Source organism: Streptococcus infantis (assembly GCF_047463275.1).
Classification (GTDB): Bacteria; Bacillota; Bacilli; order Lactobacillales; family Streptococcaceae; genus Streptococcus; species Streptococcus infantis_AF.
Window position 1 is genome coordinate 25,528 of the sequence record NZ_JASHEE010000001.1, and the last position, 21,005, is coordinate 46,532.

Consider the following 21,005-nt stretch of genomic DNA (forward strand, 5'->3'; position numbering starts at 1 on the left):
TGAAAACGGTTGACAAAGAAAAAACAATAACATATAATTAACTCAACAAATCAGAAAAGTAATTATTTTTGATCTTCAGGGAGCCTGTGGTTACTGCGAACAGGTGGTTGGAACTAGTGAAATTGGGCTGATTTTAAAAGTGAATTTGAAACAATGAAAATTCGGTAGGCACACCTTACAGTGCAACTTGTTGTTAGACAAGGCAGAGATGTAAAGGGGATATTCTCTTTACAATTGAGGTGGTACCGCGTTACAAACGCCCTCACATGGAAGTAAATTCCGTGTGTGGGCTTTTTCATATTTTGGAACAATGGAAAAGAGGAAAAATTTATGACAACTAAAGGTTATTTTGGACAGTTTGGTGGTAGTTTTGTACCAGAACCAATTCAGGCTTTATTAGATGAGTTGGAAGTGACTTTTGATAAATACAAGGATGATCCAGAATTTTTGGCAGAATTTCGCCATTACTTGAAGGATTATTCAGGTCGTGAAACACCGCTTTATTTTGCGGAAAGTTTGACAGATCACTTAGGTGGCGCTAAGATTTATCTCAAGCGCGAAGACCTTAACCACCTGGGTTCTCACAAGCTTAACAACGTTTTAGGGCAGATCCTTCTTGCCAAACGTATGGGTAAAAAACGAGTGATTGCTGAGACAGGAGCTGGTCAGCATGGTGTCGCGACAGCTGCAGCTGCAGCCAAATTTGGTATGGCATGTGATGTCTATATGGGGGCAGAAGATGTGGAGCGTCAACGTCTCAATGTCTTCCGCATGGAGATGATGGGAGCAACTGTTCACGCAGTTGAAACTGGTACTCGTACCCTCAAAGATGCGGTTGATGCAGCCTTTGGAGCATGGATGAATGACCTTGAAGCCTTCTACGTTTTGGGATCTGCTGTGGGTCCTCATCCTTATCCTACCATTGTCCATGAATTCCAAAAGGTTATTAGTGAAGAATCACGTCGTCAAATCTTGGAAAAAGAAGGACGTCTGCCAGACTACGTCATTGCCTGTGTGGGCGGTGGTTCTAATGCCATCGGTGCCTTTTCACAGTATGTAGCTGATGAAGAAGTAAAATTGGTTGGGGTAGAAGCTGCTGGTCATGGACTTGATACAGACAAGCACGCAGCAACTATGACCAAGGGTAGTGTCGGAATTGTCGATGGAATGAAGACCTATGCAGTCTTTAAGGAAGATGGAGAGCTCGCGCCAGTTTACTCTATCTCAGCAGGTTTGGACTATCCAGGGGTTGGTCCAGAACATGCCTTCTTTAAAGACTCTGGTCGAGTAGAATATGTAGCAGCGACAGACGAAGAAGCTGTCCAAGCCTTGCTTTTATTAAGCAAAACAGAAGGAATCATCCCTGCGATTGAAAGCTCACATGCTATTGCTGAAGCAGTCAAACGCGCACCAAAACTAAGTAAAGATGAGATTATCATCATCAATGTCTCTGGTCGTGGAGACAAGGACGTAGCTGCCATTGCAGACTACCTTGAAGCTAAAAAATAAAAGATGGAAAATATACAGAGATTTCTCTCACAGAGAGCTTGTGGTTGCTGAAAACAAGCAGAGAAAGCTGTAAGGTTGGGTCCGTCTGAAATGAGAGAAGAAAACATAATTCTCAAGGGAGTGCCCTTTATCGCACAACCTGTTACAGGAGCTATCTGAGACAGGAATGAGAGATAGGAGAAATCCTATAATTGAGGTGGCACCGCGAATTTCGTCCTCACGCAAGTTATTTTGCGTGGGGATTTTTCTATATTTATCGTAGATATGGCCATCAGTTTTAAATTATGCTTCATCAATAGGTAGATTTCTATAAAATATTTGCGAACGAAGTGAGCATCGAACCGCTATTTCCCGCCATGGTGGTATCCTAGAGAAGCAAAGATGCTTCTCTAGGACGGAATTTTTGAGAGTAAAATAGTTCGGGGAACTATTTTAGCCTGAGCCTAGAAATGAATGAGCGAGGAGCTCAAAAATTAGGTCTTTCATTTCATGGTTTTCTAAAATCATCCACTGGATAATTTTACCTCCCGTCCGCACTATTTAAGGGAAATAGAAAAAAGATAAAAAATTAAAAATAAGGAACTGAAAGGGAAATTACAATGGAACGAATCATTCATGGAGATGTTTTATCACCAATCTTGGCTTATATGCGTTTGAACGGAAATCACAAGGTCATACTTGAAAGTATCCCAAGAGAAAAGGAAAATGCTCGATTTTCTATCTTAGCCTATAACCCAGTTTTTGAGATTAAGTTTGAGAATGGAGTTCTTTATCAAAATGGCCAGGTGATTGATCGTGATCCTTTGGACTTCCTTTATGAGGTGACTCATGAGAGTCAGCACCATTCAGACCTACCTTTTGGTGGTGGAGCTATTGGCTTTGTTGGCTACGATATGATTTCTCTCTATGAAGAGATTGGCCAGCTCCCTGAGGATACGATTGGGACGCCAGATATGCATTTCTTCGTCTATGAGAGTTATATAGTTTTTGACCATAAGAAAGAAAAAATTCATATCATCGAGGATTCTCTTTACAGTGATCGTAGCAATGATGAACTAGAAGTTGCTTTAAATCAGGTTTTAGAGGAGTTGAAAATCCCTGCTTCGAATGAATTTGAAGATTTGGACCTTTCTCCGCTTCAGTTTAGACCACATATTGCACCTCAGAAATTTGAAGAAATGGTAGAAACAGCTCGTGACTTGATTCGCAATGGAGATATGTTCCAATGCGTGCTCAGTCAGCGTTTCTCAGCAGAAGTAACTGGAAATCCTTTTGACTTTTACAGAAATCTCCGAGTGACCAATCCATCAAATTACCTCTACTTTTATGATTTTGGAGATTATCAAATTATCGGTGCCAGTCCTGAGAGCTTGGTTTCCGTCAAGAATGGCATCGTGACAACCAATCCAATTGCAGGTACGCGACCTAGAGGTGCCAATGATGAGGAAGATGCAACATTAGCAAATGATCTACTCTCTGATGAGAAGGAAACGGCAGAACACCGAATGCTAGTGGACCTAGGACGCAATGATATCGGTAGAATTGCTGAAACAGCAAGTGTCCAAGTAACCAAGTATATGGAAGTCGAACTTTTCCGATATGTCATGCATTTGACCAGCGTAGTTAAAGGACGTTTGTTACCAGAACTGACTGCCATGGATGCCTTGAAGGCGACTCTTCCTGCAGGAACAGTATCGGGGGCACCAAAGATTCGGGCCATGAAACGCATCTATGAACTAGAAACAGAGAAGCGAGGTGTCTATGCAGGAGCTATCGGTTACTTATCAGCAACTGGAGACATGGATTTTGCTATTGCAATTCGAACCATGATTCTTAAAAATAAAACAGCCTATGTACAGGCTGGTGCAGGAATTGTTTATGATTCCATCGCCCAGAACGAATACCAAGAAACGATTAACAAAGCTAAATCTATGACTAGAATGGGAGAACTAAGACCATGATTTTATTGATTGATAATTATGATTCATTTACCTATAACTTAGCTCAATACATCGGGAATTTCGCAGAAGTTCAGGTTTTGAGAAATGATGATCCAAACCTTTATGAAGAAGCTACAAAGGCAGATGGACTGGTCTTTTCTCCTGGTCCAGGTTGGCCAGCTGATGCTGGGAAAATGGAAGAAATGATTCGTGATTTTGCTGGTAAGAAACCTATTCTAGGGATTTGTTTGGGGCACCAAGCCATTGCAGAAGTCTTTGGTGGTAAGTTGGGCTTGGCTCCTAAAGTTATGCACGGGAAACAAAGCCAGATTCGATTTGAGACTCCATCAGTTCTCTATCAAGGAATTGAGGACAATCGTCCAGTCATGCGTTACCACAGTATTTTAATTGAAGAGATGCCAGAAGAGTTTGAAGTGACAGCTCGTTCGACAGATGACCAAGCTATTATGGGTATTCAACACAAAACCTTGCCGATTTATGGATTGCAGTATCATCCAGAAAGTATTGGAACGCCAGATGGCCTATCTTCTATTCAGAATTTTATCGAGAAAGTTGTAAAGTGAGGAACACAAAATGAAAGAAATTATTGAAAAATTAGCCAACTTTGAAGATTTATCAAGTGTTGAAATGACAGATGTGATCGAACGCATCGTGACAGGGCGAGTGACAGAAGCACAAATCGCTTCACTCCTTTTAGCCCTAAAGATGAAGGGAGAAACACCGGAAGAAAGAACAGCCCTCGCTCAAGTCATGAGAGGACATGCTCAACACATTCCAACAAATATTCAAGATGCTATGGATAACTGTGGTACAGGTGGAGATAAGTCATTTAGCTTTAATATCTCAACAACTGCAGCTTTTGTCTTGGCAGGTGGAGGAATCCACATGGCCAAACATGGGAATCGCTCTATTTCTTCTAAATCTGGGTCAGCAGATGTCTTGCAAGCTTTGGGAATCAATATTGATCTCAAACCATCACAACTGGGTAAGGTATTTGACCAAACAGGAATCGTCTTTCTCTTTGCCAAAAACATGCACCCAGCCATGAAATACATTATGCCAGCTCGTTTGGAGTTGGGAATTCCAACTATCATGAATTTGACAGGACCGCTCATCCATCCGATGGTTTTGGAAACACAGCTTCTAGGAATCAGTCGTCCTGAACTTCTGGAAAGTACTGCTCAGGTTTTGAAAAACATGGGTCGCAAACGTGCCATTGTAGTAGCTGGTCCAGAAGGATTGGATGAAGCTGGTTTGAATGGAACTACCAGTATTGCCCTTCTTGAAAATGGTGAAATTACTTTATCAACCTTTACTCCAGAAGATTTGGGAATGGAACGCATTGCTATTGAGGACATTCGTGGTGGAAATGCTCATGAGAATGCAGCCATCCTTGTCAGTGTTCTTAATAACGAACCAAGTCCATTCTTGGAAACAACAGTCTTAAATGCAGGTCTCGGTTTCTATGCCAATGGTAAAGCAGACAGTATCAAGGACGGAGTTGAATTGGCACGTCAAGTGATTGCCAGTGGTAAGGCCCTTGAAAAACTCAGACTATTACAGGAGTATCAAAGATGAGTCAGGAATTTTTATCACGTATCCTAGAGCAAAAGGCGCGCGAAGTTGAAAAGATGGAGCGAGAGGAAGTTCAGCCCTTGCGCCAGACCTATCGTTTGGCAGAATTTTTGAAGAATCACCAAGACCGTTTGCAAATCATTGCTGAGGTCAAAAAGGCAAGCCCAAGTCTAGGTGATATCAATCTTGATGTGGATATCGTACAACAGGCCCAGACTTACGAGGCTAACGGCGCGGTTATGATTTCTGTTCTGACAGATGAGGTTTTCTTTAAAGGTCATTTGGATTATCTGAGGGAAATTTCCAGTCAGGTAGAGATTCCGACGCTCAACAAGGACTTTATCATCGATGAAAAGCAAATCATCCGTGCTCGCAATGCAGGTGCGACCGTCATCTTGCTCATCGTAGCGGCCTTATCTGAAAAACGACTGAAGGAGCTTTACGACTACGCGACAGATCTTGGTCTAGAAGTGTTGGTGGAAACTCATAATCTGGCTGAACTGGAAGTGGCTCATAGACTTGGAGCTCAAATTATTGGTGTCAACAATCGTAATTTAACAACCTTTGAAGTTGACTTGCAGACAAGCGTAGACTTGGCCAAACACTTTAAGGATGATTGCTTCTACATTTCCGAATCTGCTATTTTTACAGAGGAGGATGCAAAACGAGTATCACCATACTTTAACGGAATTTTAGTAGGAACAGCCCTCATGCAAGCAGAAGATGTATCCCAGAGAATCAAGGAGTTGCAGATTGACAAAGGTTAAGATTTGTGGACTATCGACCAAAGAAGCCGTAAAAACAGCTGTGTCGGCTGGAGCAGACTACATCGGTTTTGTCTTTGCTCCTAGCAAAAGACAGGTGACCGTAGAACAAGCTACAGAGCTGGCTAAGTTTATTCCTAGCCATATTCAAAAAGTTGGAGTATTTGTTTCACCCGGTCGGGCAGAACTGTTAGAAGCGGTAGACAAAGTTGGTTTGGACTTGGTGCAGGTTCATGGTCAGGTGGCGGATGATTTGTTTGAGGATTTGCCTTGTGCCAGTATTCAAGCTGTACAAGTTGATGGGAATGGGCATGTACCCAATTCTCAGGCAGATTATCTACTCTTTGATGCACCTGTCGCTGGGAGTGGCCAAACCTTTGACTGGGGGCAACTGGATACGACAGAACTAGCGCAGCCTTTCTTCATCGCAGGCGGGCTAAATGAGGACAATGTAGCAAGAGCGATTCAGCATTTTTCTCCCTTTGCAGTAGATGTATCAAGCGGAGTAGAAACAGACGGACAAAAAGATCATGAAAAGATTAGAAGATTTATAGAGAGGGTAAAGAATGGCATATCAAGAACCAAATAAAGATGGATTTTACGGGAAATTCGGTGGACGTTTTGTCCCAGAAACATTGATGACAGCAGTATTGGAATTGGAAGAGGCTTATCGTGAAAGTCAGGCAAATCCAAGTTTTCAAGAGGAGTTAAACCAACTTTTGCGCCAATATGTAGGACGTGAAACTCCCCTTTACTACGCAAAAAACTTGACCCAGCATATCGGCGGAGCCAAGATTTACCTTAAACGTGAAGACCTCAACCATACAGGCGCCCACAAGATTAACAATGCCTTAGGACAAGTTTTACTGGCTAAACGCATGGGCAAGAAGAAAATTATCGCTGAAACAGGTGCTGGTCAGCACGGTGTGGCAACTGCAACAGCTGCAGCACTCTTTAACATGGAATGTACCATCTACATGGGCGAGGAAGATGTCAAACGCCAAGCCCTCAATGTCTTTCGCATGGAGCTTTTGGGTGCCAAGGTAGAGGCTGTGACAGATGGTTCTCGTGTGCTCAAGGATGCTGTCAATGCAGCCCTTCGTTCTTGGGTTGCAAATATCGATGATACCCACTATATCCTTGGTTCTGCCTTGGGACCTCATCCTTTCCCAGAAATTGTTCGTGACTTCCAAAGTGTTATCGGACGCGAAGCCAAACAACAGTACCGTGATTTGACAGGTGAAAATCTGCCAGATGCCCTAGTAGCCTGTGTTGGTGGTGGTTCGAATGCCATCGGGCTCTTCCATCCATTTGTGGAAGATGAGACAGTAGCTATGTATGGTGCTGAAGCAGCAGGACTCGGTGTGGATACAGAGCACCACGCAGCTACCTTGACCAAGGGTCGTCCAGGTGTTCTTCACGGTTCGCTTATGGATGTGCTCCAAGATGCCCATGGTCAAATCTTAGAAGCCTTCTCTATCTCAGCAGGTTTGGACTACCCAGGTATCGGTCCAGAGCATTCACATTACCATGATATCAAGCGTGCGACCTATGTACCAGTGACAGACGAGGAAGCCTTGGAAGGATTCCAACTCTTGTCTCGTGCAGAAGGAATTATCCCAGCTTTGGAATCTAGCCATGCCATCGCCTTTGCGGTGAAATTGGCCAAAGAACTTGGCCCAGACAAGTCTATGATTGTCTGCCTATCAGGTCGTGGGGACAAGGATGTAGTTCAAGTTAAAGACCGCTTGGAAGCAGACGCAGCAAAGAAGGGAGAAGCTAATGCCTAAGACTCTAACCGAAAAATTGAACGCTATCAAAGCAACTGGAAAAGGAATTTTTGTTCCCTATATCATGGCTGGAGACCACGAAAAAGGATTAGATGGTCTCGCTGAAACAATCCACTTTTTAGAAGATTTGGGTGTCTCTGCAATTGAAGTGGGCATTCCCTTTTCAGACCCTGTTGCAGATGGACCTGTTATCGAAGAAGCAGGCTTGCGCAGTTTAGCCCACGGGACCTCTACCCAGGCTTTGGTTGAAACCTTGAAAACCATTGAAACAGAGGTTCCACTGGTCATTATGACTTACTTCAACCCCCTCTTTCAGTACGGTGTGGAGAACTTTGTCAAAGATTTGGCAGATACAGCGGTTAAGGGCTTGATTATTCCAGACCTTCCTCATGAACATGCCAACTTTGTAGAACCATTTTTGGCAGACACAGACATCGCCTTGATTCCTCTAGTTAGTTTGACGACAGGAATTGAGCGTCAGAAAGAGTTGATTGAAGGGGCAGAAGGCTTCGTCTATGCAGTTGCCATCAATGGGGTGACGGGGAAATCTGGCAATTACCGCGCAGACTTGGATAAGCACTTGGCACAATTGCATCAAGTGGCTGACATCCCAGTCTTGACAGGTTTTGGTGTATCTAGTCAAGCTGATGTAGAACGTTTCAATGAGGTATCGGACGGCGTTATCGTCGGTTCCAAGATTGTTAAGGCTTTACATGAAGGACAAGTAGCAGGAATCGCTGACTTTATCAGACAAGCAGTAGCTTACCAAAAATAATCATACAAGCAGCCAGCAAGAGGAAAGGCACAAAAGGAAGTCTTTCCTTTTTCTTTAGTAGGAGAAAAGCTAGAATGCCAGTTGTGGAAGCAAATTGAATTAAAATCAGAATTTCTGTAAGTGTAAAGACGAGTGCACAAGAGGCTAGAAAGAGAAAATCCCCTGCACCTATGCGGATATCGATAAAGTGAGCCAAAATTCCCAAGATAAGAAAGAAAATCATAACTGGATTCCAACCACAGAAAAACATGAGGATTAAGTGAAAAATCAGCCAGACGATCAAGGGATATTCTTGATGACGAAGGTCATAAATTCCCAAAGTCAAGCCGGCAGTTATCAAGATGACTTGCCCCAAAGTTAAAAATCCCACAGACTCAGCTAGAAAGAGCAGTCCCAAGGACAACTCAAAGAAAGCATACCAGACAGGATAGCGAACCTTGCAGTAACGACAGCGAAAATTACTAATCACTTGAGAAATAATCGGAATCAAATCCAGTGATTTCAAGCTAGTCTGACAAGAATCACAGTGACTAGTAGGGAAAACAATGGATTGCTCAGGGAAACGATCAATGACCAATCCAAGAAAGGAAGCAAGAATAGCTCCAACAAGAAAAAAGTAAAGGTGAATCATACTTATTAATTCGGAAAAAATAAGAGAAAGAGTATAATAGTTGGATAAAGGAGAAATTTTAGGAGCAAATATGAAAATTCACTTTGAAAAAGGACTTCAGATAGAAAATGCCCAACTCATTTGTCGCTGGTCTAATGCTTTGGGAGAAAGTTTTCAGAAGCAATGGATGGGACCCAAAATTTCTTATCCCTTGATTGTCCAATCCTTACAAAAGCTGGAAGGATTTTTTTCAATATTTGATGGACAAGAGTTTGTGGGGCTTATCCAGAAAATCAGGCTAGAAGACAGGAATCTTCATATCGGGAGATTTTTTATCAATCCTCAGAAACAGGGGCAGGGCTTAGGTAGCCAGGCTTTAAGGAAATTTGTTAGTTTGGCCTTTGAAAATGAAGACATAGATACTATTTCTCTAAATGTCTACGAGGCAAATCAAACAGCTTACAATCTTTACCAAAAAGAAGGATTTGAAATCGTTCAAATGGTTGAAGCACCTGTACGTAAATATATAATGAGAAAATCGAGGTAAGGACTAGTTAATATCTAAATCTGTCCCCGTACAATTTTTGGTTTTCAAACTTGTTGCAGAGAAATTTTCTTGATAAAATAGATACATGACTAGATATAAAGCTGTAATTTCCTATGATGGCTACGCCTTTGCTGGTTTTCAGCGGCAACCACACGCGCGTAGTGTCCAAGAGGAAATTGAAAAAACTTTAACCAAATTAAATAAAGGGCAGGCCATTACCATCCATGGTGCAGGGCGAACGGATAGTGGTGTTCATGCGCTAGGGCAGGTTATCCACTTTGATCTTCCCTATCAGATGGATGAGGAAAAGCTTCGCTTTGCTCTCGATACTCAAAGTCCTGAAGATATAGACGTCATTTCGATTGAGATAGTAGCGGATGATTTTCATTGCCGTTATGCCAGACATAGCAAGACCTATGAGTTTGTTGTGGATAGGGGGCGTCCTAAAAATCCTATGAGACGTCATTATGCCACCCACTATCCCTATCCACTTGATGTGGAACGCATGCAAAAGGCTGTAAAGAAATTAGAAGGAACCCATGATTTTACCGGTTTTACTGCTGCCGGAACCAGTGTGGAGGACAAGGTAAGAACGATCACAGAAGCTAGCCTAAGAGTTGACGAAACAGGTCAATTTTTGACCTTTACCTTCTCAGGCAATGGTTTCCTCTATAAGCAGATTCGAAATATGGTTGGAACCCTGCTGAAAATTGGTAATAATCGGATGCCTATTGAGCAGATTGACCTGATTTTGGAGAAAAAAGACAGACAGTTGGCAGGTCCAACTGCAGCGCCCAATGGTTTGTATTTGAAGGAGATTCGTTATGAAGAATAATCGTATTTTAGCACTTTCAGGAAATGATATTTTCAGTGGTGGCGGACTAGCCGCAGACCTTGCGACCTTTACTTTAAATGGTTTGCATGGTTTTGTAGCCATGACTTGCTTAACTGCTTTGACAGAAAATGGATTTGAGGTCTTCCCGACGGATGAGACTATTTTTCAACAACAGTTGGATAGTCTTAAAAGCGTAGACTTTGGAGGGATTAAGATTGGTCTCTTGCCGACTGTTAGTGTTGCTGAGAAAGCATTACATTTCATCAAGGAAAGATCAGGAGTCCCTGTCGTTCTGGATCCTGTATTGGTTTGTAAGGAAACGCATGATGTTGCTGTCAGCGAGCTTTGTCAAGAGTTGATTCGCTTTTTCCCTTATGTGACTGTCATTACACCCAATCTACCTGAGGCAGAATTGCTAGCAGGCCAAAAGATTGAAACCTTGGACGATATGAAGGCTGCAGCTCAAAAATTACATGACTTGGGTGCACCAGCAGTCATTATTAAAGGTGGGAATCGCCTTAGTCAGGATAAGGCTGTGGATGTCTTTTATGATGGAGTGAATTTTACCATTTTTGAGAATCCAGTCTTAGAAGGACAAAATGCAGGTGCTGGTTGTACCTTTGCATCTAGCATTGCTAGTCAGTTAGTCAAGGGAGAGGAGCTATTACCTGCGGTTGAGAGTTCTAAAGCCTTTGTTTACCGTGCTATCGCACAAGCAGATCAATATGGAGTAAGACAGTATGAAGCAAACCAAAACAAGTAAAATCGCCCTATTATCAATACTGACTGCCCTATCGGTAGTTTTAGGTTATATTGTCAAAATCCCAACCCAAACAGGAATCTTAACTCTTTTAGATGCTGGTATCTTTTTCACTGCTTTTTATTATGGAAAACGAGAAGGAGCTATTGTCGGAGGTCTAGGAGGTTTCATTATTGACCTGATCTCAGGCTATCCTCATTGGATGTTCTTCAGCTTGCTTTTCCATGGTTTGCAGGGTTACTTTGCAGGTTTTAAAGGAAAATGGAAGTGGCTTGGATTAGTTTTAGCAACTTTTCTGATGGTAGCTGGATATGCATGTGCTACTTCTTGGATGAAAGGTTGGGGTGTAGCTCTGACGGATATTCCTCACAATTTGTTGCAGAATTTTGTTGGAATGATTGTTGGGTATCTTCTCTATCAGAGCATCAAGAAAATTAGTAAGCAGTAAAAAGGAAGTCTTCTCTGGGAACTATTGAAAAAAATCTGATTATTTGCTAAAATGAAAGCTATGAAAACACTCTACGATGTGCAACAATTTCTCAAACAGTTCGGTATTCTTGTCTATATGGGCAAACGTCTTTATGACATTGAATTAATGAAGATTGAACTATCTCGAATCTATGATGCTGGTTTGATGGATAAACTGGATTATCTAGAAGCGGAAGCTGTTCTTCGCAAAGAGCACAAACTAGAATTAGACTATTTAGAAAAAAATGGAGATTAGATATTATGGTAACTTGGGTATTATGGGGACTTGTAGTGGCGATGTTGGCATGGATGGGATACAACTATCTTCGTATTCGCCGTGCAGCAAAAATTGTAGACAATGCAGAGTTTGAATCTTTGATTCGTACAGGTCAGCTAATTGACCTGCGTGAGCCAGCTGACTTCCACAGAAAACATATCCTCGGAGCTCGTAATATTCCTTCAAATCAATTGAAGACAAGTCTTGCAGCTCTTCGCAAGGATAAACCTGTCCTTCTATATGAAAACCAACGTGCGCAACGTGTAACCAATGCAGCACTTTTCTTGAAAAAACAAGGTTTCTCAGAAATTTATATTCTTTCTTATGGATTGGATTCTTGGACAGGGAAGGTTAAGACCAGCTAACATTCTGTAAAAAGTTATTGAATTGTAGATAAATCTAGCTTTTTATGATATAATTAATTTGTATTAAATTTAAGGAGTTTTTATTATGCAAGAAAAGAAAAAAGCATCACTTGTTTTAGGTATCCTATCTATCGTCCTTGGTTTGTTATCTCCAATCGTAGGTCTTATTTTGGGTATCATTGGACTTGTTTTGGCTAATTCGCACGAAAAACAATCTGAACTAGTGTATAAAACAGAAAAAATTCTCAATATCGTAGGGCTTGTAGTTTCTGTGCTAAACTGGATTTTAGCCCTCGTAATGATTTTTGGCTAATCGAAAATAAAAAAGCTTTATTTTTAAAGCTTTTTTATTTTATCCACTTTTCGTTAAGTGGTTTTTAATGATTTTCAATTCTTTCTGGTTCAGGGACAGGTTTTCATAGTTCTAAAACTTGTTACCTAATAGATAAAGCCGGTTTGTATGGTATAATGAATGTGTATTAAATTTAAGGAGTTTTTACTATGCAAGAAAAGAAAAAACCTTCATTAGTTTTAGGTATCCTATCTATCGTCCTTGGTTTGTTATCTCCAATAGTAGGTCTGATTTTGGGTATCGTAGGATTGGTCTTAGCTAGTTCACATCAAAAAGAATCTGAACTAGACTATAAAACAGAAAAAATTCTCAATATCGTAGGGATTGTCATTTCTGTACTTAACTGGATTGTAGCCGTCGCAGTATTTTTTAGATAAGCAATAAACAAAAAGCTTTAAATTTAAAGCTTTTTTATTTTATTCACTTTTCTCTAAGTAGTTTTTAATGATTTTCAATTCCACTTGATTCAAGGGTCGGTATTGACCTTCTGCTAGGTCAGGATCTAATAGAAAATCTCCGAACTGAACTCGTTTGAGGGCAGTGACCTTGACACCAACTGAGAGGAACATTTTCTTGACCTGATGAAATTTTCCTTCAGAGATAGTGATGGTGGCTCGGCTGTGGCTAGGTCTTGAAGATAGAATCTCAAGCTGAGCAGGTTTACAAATAGTTCCATCAAGAAAGACAATCCCGTTTTTGAACTGCTGGATGTGATCTGGTGTGAGCAAGCCGTTCACCTCAACTTGATAAGTTTTATCGACATGATATTGAGGGTGGAGAAGTTGAAAACCTAGAGGGCCATTGTTTGTTAAGAGGAGGAGCCCTGTCGTATCTCGATCCAGTCGACCAATTGCATAGAGTTGCTCTGACTGGAGATGCTTAGGCAGTAGGTCCATGACCGTTGGTAGTTCCTTGTCCTTGCTTGCAGTCACGACTCCATTTGGCTTATGAAGCATGAGATAGGTGTGCTCATATCCTTGGATTTTTCTACCCTGAAAAATCAACTCTTGCAATCCCGTATCAACATTCTGTGCAAGGGAAATTGCAACTTGTCCATCTACTAAGATTTCTTTTTTTAGGAGAGCCTGTTTCATGGCTTTTCGACTGATTTTTTCCTGGGCTAATAAATTATCTAAACGCATACCAGCCTATCTTATCACAAGTCGGGATTTTTGAAAAGAAAAGATAAGTCATGAATTTTCTTTTGAAAACATTTACACTTACTTGAGTTAAGTCATTTGCTTAAAATTGTGGTATAATCGTTCAGTTAGAAAATAAATTTGAAATAAATAGAGGAAATCATGACAAAATTAAGAGAAGATATCCGTAATATCGCGATTATCGCCCACGTCGACCACGGTAAAACAACCCTCGTTGACGAATTATTAAAACAATCTGAAACTCTTGATGCGCGTACAGAATTAGCTGAACGTGCAATGGATTCAAACGATATTGAAAAAGAGCGTGGAATTACCATCCTTGCGAAGAATACAGCAGTTGCCTACAACGGAACTCGTATCAATATCATGGACACACCAGGACACGCGGACTTCGGTGGAGAAGTTGAACGTATCATGAAAATGGTTGACGGTGTAGTCTTGGTAGTGGATTCTTACGAAGGTACTATGCCTCAAACTCGTTTCGTATTGAAAAAAGCTTTGGAACAAGACCTTGTCCCAATCGTCGTTATCAATAAAATCGACAAACCATCAGCTCGTCCAGCAGAAGTAGTGGATGAAGTTTTGGAACTCTTCATCGAGCTTGGTGCAGATGATGATCAGCTTGACTTCCCAGTAGTCTATGCCTCAGCAATCAACGGAACATCTTCATTGTCAGATGATCCAGCCGACCAAGAAAAGACTATGGCGCCAATCTTTGATACCATTATTGACCACATTCCAGCTCCGGTTGATAACTCTGATGAGCCTCTTCAATTCCAAGTGTCACTTCTTGACTACAATGACTTTGTAGGACGTATTGGTATCGGACGTGTCTTCCGTGGTACTGTTAAGGTCGGAGACCAAGTTACTCTTTCTAAATTGGATGGTACAACGAAAAACTTCCGTGTTACAAAACTCTTTGGTTTCTTTGGTTTGGAACGTCGTGAAATCCAAGAAGCTAAGGCTGGTGACTTGATTGCCGTATCAGGTATGGAAGACATCTTCGTTGGGGAAACAATCACTCCAACAGATGCAGTTGAAGCTCTTCCAGTTCTTCACATCGATGAGCCAACCCTTCAAATGACCTTCTTGGTGAACAACTCACCATTTGCTGGTCGCGAAGGTAAATGGGTTACTTCTCGTAAGGTTGAAGAACGCTTGCAAGCAGAATTGCAAACAGACGTATCTCTTCGTGTAGATCCAACAGACTCACCAGATAAATGGACAGTTTCAGGACGTGGGGAATTGCACTTGTCAATCCTCATCGAGACTATGCGTCGTGAAGGTTACGAGCTTCAAGTGTCTCGTCCAGAAGTGATCATCAAAGAAATTGATGGAGTCAAATGTGAGCCATTTGAGCGCGTGCAAATCGATACTCCAGAAGAATACCAAGGGTCTGTTATCCAAAGCCTTTCTGAGCGTAAGGGTGAAATGTTGGATATGATTGCAACAGGTAATGGTCAAACCCGTTTGGTCTTCCTAGTTCCTGCGCGTGGTTTGATTGGATACTCAACTGAGTTCTTGTCAATGACTCGTGGTTACGGGATCATGAACCATACCTTCGATCAATACTTGCCATTGATTCCAGGGGAAATTGGTGGACGTCACCGTGGTGCCCTTGTTTCTATCGATGCTGGTAAGGCTACAACATACTCTATCATGTCTATTGAAGAACGTGGTACTATCTTTGTCAACCCAGGTACTGAGGTTTACGAAGGAATGATCATTGGTGAAAACTCTCGTGAGAATGACTTGACTGTTAATATCACGAAAGCAAAACAAATGACTAACGTTCGTTCTGCTACTAAGGACCAAACAGCGGTTATCAAGACTCCTCGTATCTTGACACTTGAAGAATCACTTGAGTTCTTGAACGACGATGAGTACATGGAAGTAACGCCTGAATCGATTCGTTTGCGTAAACAAATCCTCAACAAGGCAGAGCGCGAAAAAGCAAACAAAAAGAAAAAATCAGCTGAATAAGAGCTAGAAAGAGATAAAGATGGTCTATTTAATCATAGGGATACTCTTATTACTACTCTATGTATTTGCGACACCTCAAAGTATCAAGGGGACGGTCAATGTTGTAATATTAGTCTTTGGACTTGTTGCCCTCGTAATCTTGTTGCTCTTGTCTGCCCTGCAGATTTTCCAACTTCCAGCAGAAATCTTTATTACATTGGGAATGCTGGCTCTTACTTACTTTAGTTTGAGAGATATCAGTCTTATGTCGATTCGAAAGAAGCGAGAAAATTAAATCTATTCATAACAAAAAACTTCTATCAGCAACTGAGTTGCCGATAGAAGTTTTTATTTGTTACTGTTTTTGTCAGAATAACGGTTGTAGAAATCTACTTTTATCTGGATAAAATGTTCTAATTCACGAAAGAGTTGTAATAGGGTTGCCCGTGTCTCAAACTCTTCTCTAGTTTTAGGGAGAGATCGATTGCGAAACACCTCTAGGTAGCTCTCAATATCATTCAATAAGTCGTAGGCTGGATTTGTTTGACTCAATTGGCTAGCTGTTTTTGAAAAGAGCTGAGCGACAATCAAACTCTCACTAGCGGCTAGTTGGCATGTGTTAATCTGTTGAGCCATATTTCTTAAGATACGCGTTTGTCTTTGTCGCATCTCAAAGTAGTGAATATGATAATCTGTCTGGTGAAAGAGATGATCAGAATGATCGAGGTAAACTAGCTTAAGAGCATCCTCAAGTAGTTGATCAAGTTCATTTACAAGTTGAGCCTGATTACGGCCATCTCCTCTTTTTAGATAGTAAGAAAGCCGTAGAAGAACATCTCTGAGTTTTTCTTCAACAAGAGTATGATAATGTTGAATTTCTTTTTCACGTGAAGGCATGTAGAGATTGACCAGAAGTGCAAAGCCAGTACCGATTAGGAAGAGTAAGAGCTCATTCAGTAAAAGTGCAGGTGCTGTTGATTGTTGGATTAAGAGATGGCTAACCAGAACGCTACTAGGAGTGATTCCAATTTCCCAACCCAGTTTATAGGCAAGGGGAACATAGAATGCTAAGTAAAGTCCAAAGCTCCAGATATGATAGCCAGTCAGTTGGAAAGCTATAACACCAACTAAGAGAGCTAGAAGAGTTGAAAAAAGACGATTGCGGGCTAGCTTGATCGTGCTTCTTCGAGTATCAGAAAGACTCAAGATGGCAATGATACCTGCTGATACAGCCGATGACAAATCAAAAAAGTAGGCTAGTAAACAAGCAAAACAAGTTGCTAAGACTAGTTTTAAAGTACGTTGAGTGATAGACATAGAATACTTCCTTGAGATAAATGCTTTAAAGTTATAGTAGTAGGTGAGGTAGAAAGGTCTATTCCAAGAGAGTTATTGAGAAAATAATTTGTTCTCCATGCAGTGGTTTGATTATAGTATAAATATGTTTTGAAATCAAGTGAATCTAATAATAGTATAGGCAGAATGAATATTTACCAAACTGGTTCAGATATCGTTTTATGGTATAATGTTAGGAAAGGAGTTTACTATGCCAACATTTATTCAAAATTATATCGATAAGTTAAATATCAGCAGTATTCTAGAAGAGTTGTTTTCAAAATCAGTCTCTCTAGTCCTTCTTTTTATTGTCTTTTATATCGTTAAAATAATTCTCCATCAAGTTGTGAAAAGAGTCGTTAAACCATCCTTAAAATTTTCCCAGAAAGATGAGGCTCGCCAAAAGACAATTTCTAGATTGATTGAAAATATTTTGAACTACACCCTCTATTTCTTTTTACTCTACTTTGTTTTATCTACTCTAGGCTTACCTGTATCAAGTCTACTGGCAGGTGCTGGGATTGCTGGGGTGGCAATAGGGATGGGTGCTCAAGGCTTTTTATCGGATGTGGTTAATGGCTTTTTCATCCTCTTTGAGCGCCAGTTAGATGTTGGAGATCAAGTTGAGTTTACGAATGGTCCGATTACAATCTCTGGTAAGGTTGTGAGTGTCGGTATTCGTACGACTCAACTGCGCAGTGAGGATGGAGTCCTTCACTTTGTTCCCAATAGAAGTATCACGGTTGTCAGCAATTTTTCAAGGAAAGAAGAGAACTGAAATTTTACCTCTTTTATGGTACAATAGAAAGAGTTTGGTAAAGGAGAAACGATGTTTTTAGATGAGCAATTAGGAAATGGTTGTGTTTGGATCAATCTAGATGTAGAAAAAATTAAAAATCTTGAAGATTTATCTGAAATCTACGGATTGGATAAGGAAACCATCGAATATGCGCTGGATAAAAATGAAAGAGCCCACATGGATTATAACCGTGAGAATGGGACTGTGACCTTTATCTACAATGTTCTGGACTTAGAAAAGGACAAGGATTACTATGAAGCGATTCCCATGACCTTTATCGTTGAAAACAAACGAATGATTACCATCAGCAACCATAAGAATGCTTATGTCATTGATCAGATGTTAGCTTATCTGGATAGCCATGAGTCGCTTTCTATTTACAAGTTTCTCTTTGCTGGTTTAGAGATTATCAGTAACGCTTATTATCCTGTCATTGAAGAGATGGATAAAAGTAAGGACGAAATTAGTGCCTTGCTACGTCAAACTACAACAAAGAAAAATCTCTTCGCCCTCTCTGACTTGGAGACAGGTATGGTTTACTTGACAGCAGCGGCAAAACAAAATCGACTCCTCTTGGAACATATCCAGGGCCATGCTCTTTATCGGAGATTTAATGATGTCGAACGAGAGCAGTTTGATGATGCCATGATTGAAGCCCATCAGTTGGTGTCTATGACAGACTTGATTTCTCAAGTCTTGCAACAACTCTCAGCTTCTTACAACAACATCCTAAACAATAACTTGAATGATAGTTTGACAATTTTGACTATTATCTCCGTCTTACTAGCAGTACTTGCGGTTATTACAGGTTTCTTCGGAATGAATGTTCCTCTACCATTTACAGAAGAGCCAAATGCTTGGATTTATATCTTAATGACTAGCTTGATTTTATGGGCGGCCTTATCTCAATGGCTGAAGAAAATTACTAGAAAATAAAAGAAAAGGAGTCAAAATGGCTATTGAAAACTACATGCCAGACTTTGCTGTAGAAGCAGTTTATGATTTGACAGTCCAAAGCCTGAAAAACCAAGGGATCAAAGCTGTTTTGGTGGATTTGGACAACACTCTGATTGCTTGGAATAACCCTGATGGGACTTCAGAGATGAAGCAATGGTTACATGACCTTCGTGATGCTGGTATTCGCATTATCGTAGTGTCCAACAACTCTAAAAAAAGGGTTCAACGTGCAGTTGAAAAATTTGGGATTGACTATGTTTATTGGGCTTTGAAGCCCTTTACTTTCGGGATTGACCGCGCCATGAAGGAATTCCACTATGAGAAAAACGAAGTGGTTATGGTTGGGGATCAACTCATGACGGATATTCGAGCTGCTCACCGAGCAGGGATTCGTTCGATTTTGGTCAAACCCTTGGTCCAGCACGACTCTATCAAAACGAAGTTTAACCGCGCTCGTGAGCGCCGTGTCATGAAACAAATCACTGAAAAGTACGGGCCTATCACATATAAAAAAGGAATCTAACTATGGAAGAAATTCTCTGTATTGGCTGTGGAGCAACCATTCAGACGACAGATAAGACTGGTCTAGGCTTTACGCCTCAGTCAGCACTCGAAAAAGGTTTGGAGACTGGTGAAGTTTATTGCCAACGTTGTTTCCGTCTTCGTCATTACAATGAAATAACAGATGTGCAACTGACGGATGATGATTTCCTAAAACTCTTGCACGAGGTAGGAGACAGTGATGCCTTAGTAGTGAACGTCATTGATATCTTTGACTTTAATGGCTCTGTTATTCCAGGCTTGCCTCGTTTTGTATCAGGCAATGATGTTCTCTTGGTTGGAAATAAAAAAGACATCCTCCCTAAGTCAGTTAAACCAGGCAAGATTAGTCAATGGCTTATGGAACGTGCCCATGAGGAGGGTCTTCGTCCAGTCGATGTCGTCCTAACTTCAGCACAAAATAAGCATGCTATCAAGGAAGTCATTGATAAAATTGAGCACTATCGTAAGGGTCGTGACGTCTATGTAGTTGGGGTTACCAATGTTGGGAAATCAACTCTTATCAATGCTATTATCCAGGAAATTACGGGTGACCAGAACATCATCACAACTTCACGCTTCCCAGGAACAACCTTGGATAAGATTGAAATTCCGCTCGATGATGGTTCTTATATCTACGATACGCCTGGAATTATCCATCGTCATCAGATGGCCCACTACTTGACGGCTAAAAACCTCAAGTATGTCAGTCCTAAAAAGGAAATCAAACCTAAAACCTACCAGCTCAATCCTGAGCAAACTCTCTTTTTAGGAGGTTTGGGACGCTTTGACTTCATTGCAGGAGAAAAGCAAGGCTTTACAGCTTTCTTTGACAATGAACTCAAACTTCATCGTACCAAGCTTGAAGGAGCTAGTGCCTTTTACGACAAGCACCTTGGAACCCTGCTTACACCACCAAATAGCAAGGAAAAAGAAGACTTTCCAAAACTGGTCCAACATGTCTTTACTATCAAGGATAAGACAGACCTCGTTATCTCAGGACTAGGCTGGATCCGTGTAACAGGAACTGCCAAAGTAGCCGTCTGGGCACCAGAAGGCGTCGCAGTCGTCACACGAAAAGCAATTATTTAAACACAGAAAGGAAAGGGTTGTCTTTATAAAGGCGAGCACTGCGAGCCCCTAGAAGATACTTTTCGCCGTGGTGTTAGTTGGTACAAGTGATTGTACCAACTGAGGAAAATTTGAGACCTTAGGCTCAAATTTTAGTCATGAAAGTCCAGAGGACTTTGCTGACGTCCGTCACCACTTCAGAAAAGTATAAAAAGAAACTCTTTTAAATGAATTATGTCATTAACATCAAAACAACGTGCCTTCCTCAACAGCCAGGCACACACCCTCAAACCCATCATCCAAATCGGGAAAAATGGACTCAACGACCAAATCAAAACCAGCGTTCGACAAGCACTTGATGCCCGCGAATTGATCAAGGTTACACTCTTGCAAAACACAGATGAAAACATCCACGAAGTAGCTGAAATCTTAGAAGAAGAAATCGGTGTGGATACAGTCCAAAAAATCGGTCGTATCTTGATTTTGTATAAACAATCAAGCAAGAAAGAAAATCGTAAGATTTCTAAAAAAGTTAAAGAAATCTAAAAATATACTCCAAAAAAACTGTTTTTACAGAAGACTAAAGGAGATTA

26 protein-coding genes and 2 other annotated features are annotated in these 21,005 nt (G+C 41.0%); of the genes, 23 read left to right on the plus strand and 3 right to left on the minus strand.

The window, feature by feature from the left end:
* The first annotated feature begins 42 nt into the window (after positions 1–42).
* Positions 43–267, plus strand: a binding site (T-box leader).
* A gap of 63 nt (positions 268–330) precedes the next feature.
* The 8 genes from trpB (QM923_RS00215) (at position 331) to trpA (ending at position 8,374) form a co-directional block, all read left to right on the plus strand.
* Positions 331–1,509 (plus strand): tryptophan synthase subunit beta, encoded by a 1,179-nt coding sequence (trpB, locus tag QM923_RS00215; RefSeq protein WP_414277379.1) that lies wholly within the window; start codon positions 331–333, stop codon positions 1,507–1,509.
* Positions 1,501–1,731: a binding site (T-box leader), on the plus strand. Its footprint overlaps the gene before it by 9 nt.
* Positions 1,732–2,108: 377 nt before the next feature.
* Complete coding sequence (gene trpE / locus QM923_RS00220) at positions 2,109–3,470, plus strand: anthranilate synthase component I (protein ID WP_414290435.1); 1,362 nt, start codon at positions 2,109–2,111, stop codon at positions 3,468–3,470.
* Positions 3,467–4,033, plus strand: a complete 567-nt coding sequence (locus QM923_RS00225) for an aminodeoxychorismate/anthranilate synthase component II (protein WP_049528083.1) — start codon at positions 3,467–3,469, stop codon at positions 4,031–4,033. Before trpE ends, QM923_RS00225 begins: the two co-directional genes overlap by 4 nt.
* 10 nt (positions 4,034–4,043) lie before the next feature.
* Complete coding sequence (gene trpD / locus QM923_RS00230; RefSeq protein ID WP_036759294.1) at positions 4,044–5,048, plus strand: anthranilate phosphoribosyltransferase; 1,005 nt, start codon at positions 4,044–4,046, stop codon at positions 5,046–5,048.
* Positions 5,045–5,812: an indole-3-glycerol phosphate synthase TrpC gene (gene trpC, locus QM923_RS00235; RefSeq protein ID WP_414290436.1), complete on the plus strand. Its 768-nt coding sequence runs from the start codon at positions 5,045–5,047 to the stop codon at positions 5,810–5,812. Before trpD ends, trpC begins: the two co-directional genes overlap by 4 nt.
* The gene (locus QM923_RS00240) at positions 5,799–6,398 is read left to right on the plus strand and encodes a phosphoribosylanthranilate isomerase (RefSeq protein WP_414290437.1); all 600 of its coding nucleotides are present in this window, start codon (positions 5,799–5,801) and stop codon (positions 6,396–6,398) included. Before trpC ends, QM923_RS00240 begins: the two co-directional genes overlap by 14 nt.
* Positions 6,376–7,599, plus strand: a complete 1,224-nt coding sequence (trpB, locus tag QM923_RS00245; RefSeq protein ID WP_414290438.1) for a tryptophan synthase subunit beta — start codon at positions 6,376–6,378, stop codon at positions 7,597–7,599. The genes QM923_RS00240 and trpB (QM923_RS00245) overlap by 23 nt, the downstream gene beginning before the upstream one ends.
* The gene (gene trpA / locus QM923_RS00250) at positions 7,592–8,374 is read left to right on the plus strand and encodes a tryptophan synthase subunit alpha (protein WP_414290439.1); all 783 of its coding nucleotides are present in this window, start codon (positions 7,592–7,594) and stop codon (positions 8,372–8,374) included. The genes trpB (QM923_RS00245) and trpA overlap by 8 nt, the downstream gene beginning before the upstream one ends.
* Here the strand turns inward: trpA and QM923_RS00255 are convergent.
* A complete protein-coding gene (locus tag QM923_RS00255) occupies positions 8,346–9,005 on the minus strand; it encodes a prepilin peptidase (protein WP_414290440.1) in 660 nt (219 codons plus the stop codon). The genes trpA and QM923_RS00255 overlap by 29 nt on opposite strands.
* A 70-nt stretch (positions 9,006–9,075) precedes the next feature.
* Here QM923_RS00255 and QM923_RS00260 point away from each other — a divergent pair, with 70 nt between their 5' ends.
* The 8 genes from QM923_RS00260 (at position 9,076) to QM923_RS00295 (ending at position 12,965) form a co-directional block, all read left to right on the plus strand.
* Positions 9,076–9,531: a GNAT family N-acetyltransferase gene (locus QM923_RS00260; protein ID WP_414290760.1), complete on the plus strand. Its 456-nt coding sequence runs from the start codon at positions 9,076–9,078 to the stop codon at positions 9,529–9,531.
* An 85-nt stretch (positions 9,532–9,616) separates the two neighbouring features.
* The gene (gene truA / locus QM923_RS00265) at positions 9,617–10,366 is read left to right on the plus strand and encodes a tRNA pseudouridine(38-40) synthase TruA (protein ID WP_414290441.1); all 750 of its coding nucleotides are present in this window, start codon (positions 9,617–9,619) and stop codon (positions 10,364–10,366) included.
* On the plus strand, positions 10,356–11,129 hold the full coding sequence (locus QM923_RS00270) for a bifunctional hydroxymethylpyrimidine kinase/phosphomethylpyrimidine kinase (RefSeq protein ID WP_006152716.1): 774 nt from the start codon (positions 10,356–10,358) through the stop codon (positions 11,127–11,129). Before truA ends, QM923_RS00270 begins: the two co-directional genes overlap by 11 nt.
* A complete protein-coding gene (locus QM923_RS00275; RefSeq protein WP_195183890.1) occupies positions 11,107–11,574 on the plus strand; it encodes an ECF transporter S component in 468 nt (155 codons plus the stop codon). The genes QM923_RS00270 and QM923_RS00275 overlap by 23 nt, the downstream gene beginning before the upstream one ends.
* A 51-nt stretch (positions 11,575–11,625) precedes the next feature.
* Positions 11,626–11,850 (plus strand): YqgQ family protein, encoded by a 225-nt coding sequence (locus QM923_RS00280; RefSeq protein ID WP_414290442.1) that lies wholly within the window; start codon positions 11,626–11,628, stop codon positions 11,848–11,850.
* 5 nt (positions 11,851–11,855) lie between these two features.
* Positions 11,856–12,236, plus strand: coding sequence for a rhodanese-like domain-containing protein (locus QM923_RS00285; protein WP_004251440.1), 381 nt, complete (start codon positions 11,856–11,858; stop codon positions 12,234–12,236).
* 85 nt (positions 12,237–12,321) lie between these two features.
* Entirely contained in the window at positions 12,322–12,549 is a 228-nt protein-coding gene (locus QM923_RS00290) for a DUF4190 domain-containing protein (protein ID WP_414290443.1), read from the plus strand.
* A 188-nt stretch (positions 12,550–12,737) separates the two neighbouring features.
* Positions 12,738–12,965, plus strand: a complete 228-nt coding sequence (locus QM923_RS00295; RefSeq protein WP_414290444.1) for a DUF4190 domain-containing protein — start codon at positions 12,738–12,740, stop codon at positions 12,963–12,965.
* Positions 12,966–13,004: 39 nt separating this feature from the next.
* Here QM923_RS00295 and QM923_RS00300 read toward each other — a convergent pair whose 3' ends face one another.
* Positions 13,005–13,730 (minus strand): pseudouridine synthase, encoded by a 726-nt coding sequence (locus QM923_RS00300; protein WP_414290445.1) that lies wholly within the window; start codon positions 13,728–13,730, stop codon positions 13,005–13,007.
* A 159-nt stretch (positions 13,731–13,889) separates the two neighbouring features.
* On the opposite strand from QM923_RS00300, the gene typA reads away from it, so the two are divergent.
* Positions 13,890–15,731 carry a translational GTPase TypA gene (typA, locus tag QM923_RS00305; protein WP_414290446.1) on the plus strand — a complete coding sequence of 614 codons (1,842 nt, stop codon included), beginning with the start codon at positions 13,890–13,892 and terminating at the stop codon, positions 15,729–15,731.
* A 19-nt stretch (positions 15,732–15,750) separates the two neighbouring features.
* Entirely contained in the window at positions 15,751–16,005 is a 255-nt protein-coding gene (locus QM923_RS00310; RefSeq protein ID WP_004251425.1) for a DUF3165 family protein, read from the plus strand.
* Between the two features lie 53 nt (positions 16,006–16,058).
* On the opposite strand, the gene QM923_RS00315 is transcribed toward QM923_RS00310, so the two are convergent.
* Positions 16,059–17,027, minus strand: coding sequence for an aromatic acid exporter family protein (locus tag QM923_RS00315; protein WP_414290447.1), 969 nt, complete (start codon positions 17,025–17,027; stop codon positions 16,059–16,061).
* A 229-nt stretch (positions 17,028–17,256) separates the two neighbouring features.
* On the opposite strand from QM923_RS00315, the gene QM923_RS00320 reads away from it, so the two are divergent.
* The 5 genes from QM923_RS00320 (at position 17,257) to yhbY (ending at position 20,958) form a co-directional block, all read left to right on the plus strand.
* Positions 17,257–17,823 (plus strand): mechanosensitive ion channel family protein, encoded by a 567-nt coding sequence (locus QM923_RS00320; RefSeq protein WP_070888426.1) that lies wholly within the window; start codon positions 17,257–17,259, stop codon positions 17,821–17,823.
* Positions 17,824–17,874: 51 nt separating this feature from the next.
* On the plus strand, positions 17,875–18,780 hold the full coding sequence (locus QM923_RS00325) for a magnesium transporter CorA family protein (protein ID WP_414290448.1): 906 nt from the start codon (positions 17,875–17,877) through the stop codon (positions 18,778–18,780).
* A gap of 16 nt (positions 18,781–18,796) precedes the next feature.
* Positions 18,797–19,324, plus strand: a complete 528-nt coding sequence (locus QM923_RS00330; RefSeq protein WP_414290449.1) for a YqeG family HAD IIIA-type phosphatase — start codon at positions 18,797–18,799, stop codon at positions 19,322–19,324.
* Between the two features lie 2 nt (positions 19,325–19,326).
* Entirely contained in the window at positions 19,327–20,433 is a 1,107-nt protein-coding gene (yqeH, locus tag QM923_RS00335) for a ribosome biogenesis GTPase YqeH (protein ID WP_070677699.1), read from the plus strand.
* A 213-nt stretch (positions 20,434–20,646) separates the two neighbouring features.
* Positions 20,647–20,958 carry a ribosome assembly RNA-binding protein YhbY gene (yhbY, locus tag QM923_RS00340; RefSeq protein ID WP_000060171.1) on the plus strand — a complete coding sequence of 104 codons (312 nt, stop codon included), beginning with the start codon at positions 20,647–20,649 and terminating at the stop codon, positions 20,956–20,958.
* Positions 20,959–21,005 lie beyond the last annotated feature (47 nt).

Excerpts from the sequence above, each read along its gene's own strand:
- truA (WP_414290441.1), top strand. The coding sequence starts at position 9,617 with ATGACTAGATATAAAGCTGTAATTTCCTATGATGGCTACGCCTTTGCT.
- QM923_RS00300 (WP_414290445.1), bottom strand. The coding sequence starts at position 13,730 with ATGCGTTTAGATAATTTATTAGCCCAGGAAAAAATCAGTCGAAAAGCC.
- yqeH (WP_070677699.1), top strand. The coding sequence starts at position 19,327 with ATGGAAGAAATTCTCTGTATTGGCTGTGGAGCAACCATTCAGACGACA.
- trpB (WP_414277379.1), top strand. The coding sequence starts at position 331 with ATGACAACTAAAGGTTATTTTGGACAGTTTGGTGGTAGTTTTGTACCA.
- trpB (WP_414290438.1), top strand. The coding sequence starts at position 6,376 with ATGGCATATCAAGAACCAAATAAAGATGGATTTTACGGGAAATTCGGT.
- trpD (WP_036759294.1), top strand. The coding sequence starts at position 4,044 with ATGAAAGAAATTATTGAAAAATTAGCCAACTTTGAAGATTTATCAAGT.
- QM923_RS00255 (WP_414290440.1), bottom strand. The coding sequence starts at position 9,005 with ATGATTCACCTTTACTTTTTTCTTGTTGGAGCTATTCTTGCTTCCTTT.
- typA (WP_414290446.1), top strand. The coding sequence starts at position 13,890 with ATGACAAAATTAAGAGAAGATATCCGTAATATCGCGATTATCGCCCAC.
- QM923_RS00325 (WP_414290448.1), top strand. The coding sequence starts at position 17,875 with ATGTTTTTAGATGAGCAATTAGGAAATGGTTGTGTTTGGATCAATCTA.
- QM923_RS00225 (WP_049528083.1), top strand. The coding sequence starts at position 3,467 with ATGATTTTATTGATTGATAATTATGATTCATTTACCTATAACTTAGCT.
- QM923_RS00330 (WP_414290449.1), top strand. The coding sequence starts at position 18,797 with ATGGCTATTGAAAACTACATGCCAGACTTTGCTGTAGAAGCAGTTTAT.
- QM923_RS00315 (WP_414290447.1), bottom strand. The coding sequence starts at position 17,027 with ATGTCTATCACTCAACGTACTTTAAAACTAGTCTTAGCAACTTGTTTT.
- yhbY (WP_000060171.1), top strand. The coding sequence starts at position 20,647 with ATGTCATTAACATCAAAACAACGTGCCTTCCTCAACAGCCAGGCACAC.
- trpA (WP_414290439.1), top strand. The coding sequence starts at position 7,592 with ATGCCTAAGACTCTAACCGAAAAATTGAACGCTATCAAAGCAACTGGA.
- QM923_RS00285 (WP_004251440.1), top strand. The coding sequence starts at position 11,856 with ATGGTAACTTGGGTATTATGGGGACTTGTAGTGGCGATGTTGGCATGG.
- QM923_RS00295 (WP_414290444.1), top strand. The coding sequence starts at position 12,738 with ATGCAAGAAAAGAAAAAACCTTCATTAGTTTTAGGTATCCTATCTATC.
- QM923_RS00270 (WP_006152716.1), top strand. The coding sequence starts at position 10,356 with ATGAAGAATAATCGTATTTTAGCACTTTCAGGAAATGATATTTTCAGT.
- QM923_RS00280 (WP_414290442.1), top strand. The coding sequence starts at position 11,626 with ATGAAAGCTATGAAAACACTCTACGATGTGCAACAATTTCTCAAACAG.
- trpC (WP_414290436.1), top strand. The coding sequence starts at position 5,045 with ATGAGTCAGGAATTTTTATCACGTATCCTAGAGCAAAAGGCGCGCGAA.
- QM923_RS00310 (WP_004251425.1), top strand. The coding sequence starts at position 15,751 with ATGGTCTATTTAATCATAGGGATACTCTTATTACTACTCTATGTATTT.
- QM923_RS00260 (WP_414290760.1), top strand. The coding sequence starts at position 9,076 with ATGAAAATTCACTTTGAAAAAGGACTTCAGATAGAAAATGCCCAACTC.
- trpE (WP_414290435.1), top strand. The coding sequence starts at position 2,109 with ATGGAACGAATCATTCATGGAGATGTTTTATCACCAATCTTGGCTTAT.
- QM923_RS00320 (WP_070888426.1), top strand. The coding sequence starts at position 17,257 with ATGCCAACATTTATTCAAAATTATATCGATAAGTTAAATATCAGCAGT.
- QM923_RS00275 (WP_195183890.1), top strand. The coding sequence starts at position 11,107 with ATGAAGCAAACCAAAACAAGTAAAATCGCCCTATTATCAATACTGACT.
- QM923_RS00290 (WP_414290443.1), top strand. The coding sequence starts at position 12,322 with ATGCAAGAAAAGAAAAAAGCATCACTTGTTTTAGGTATCCTATCTATC.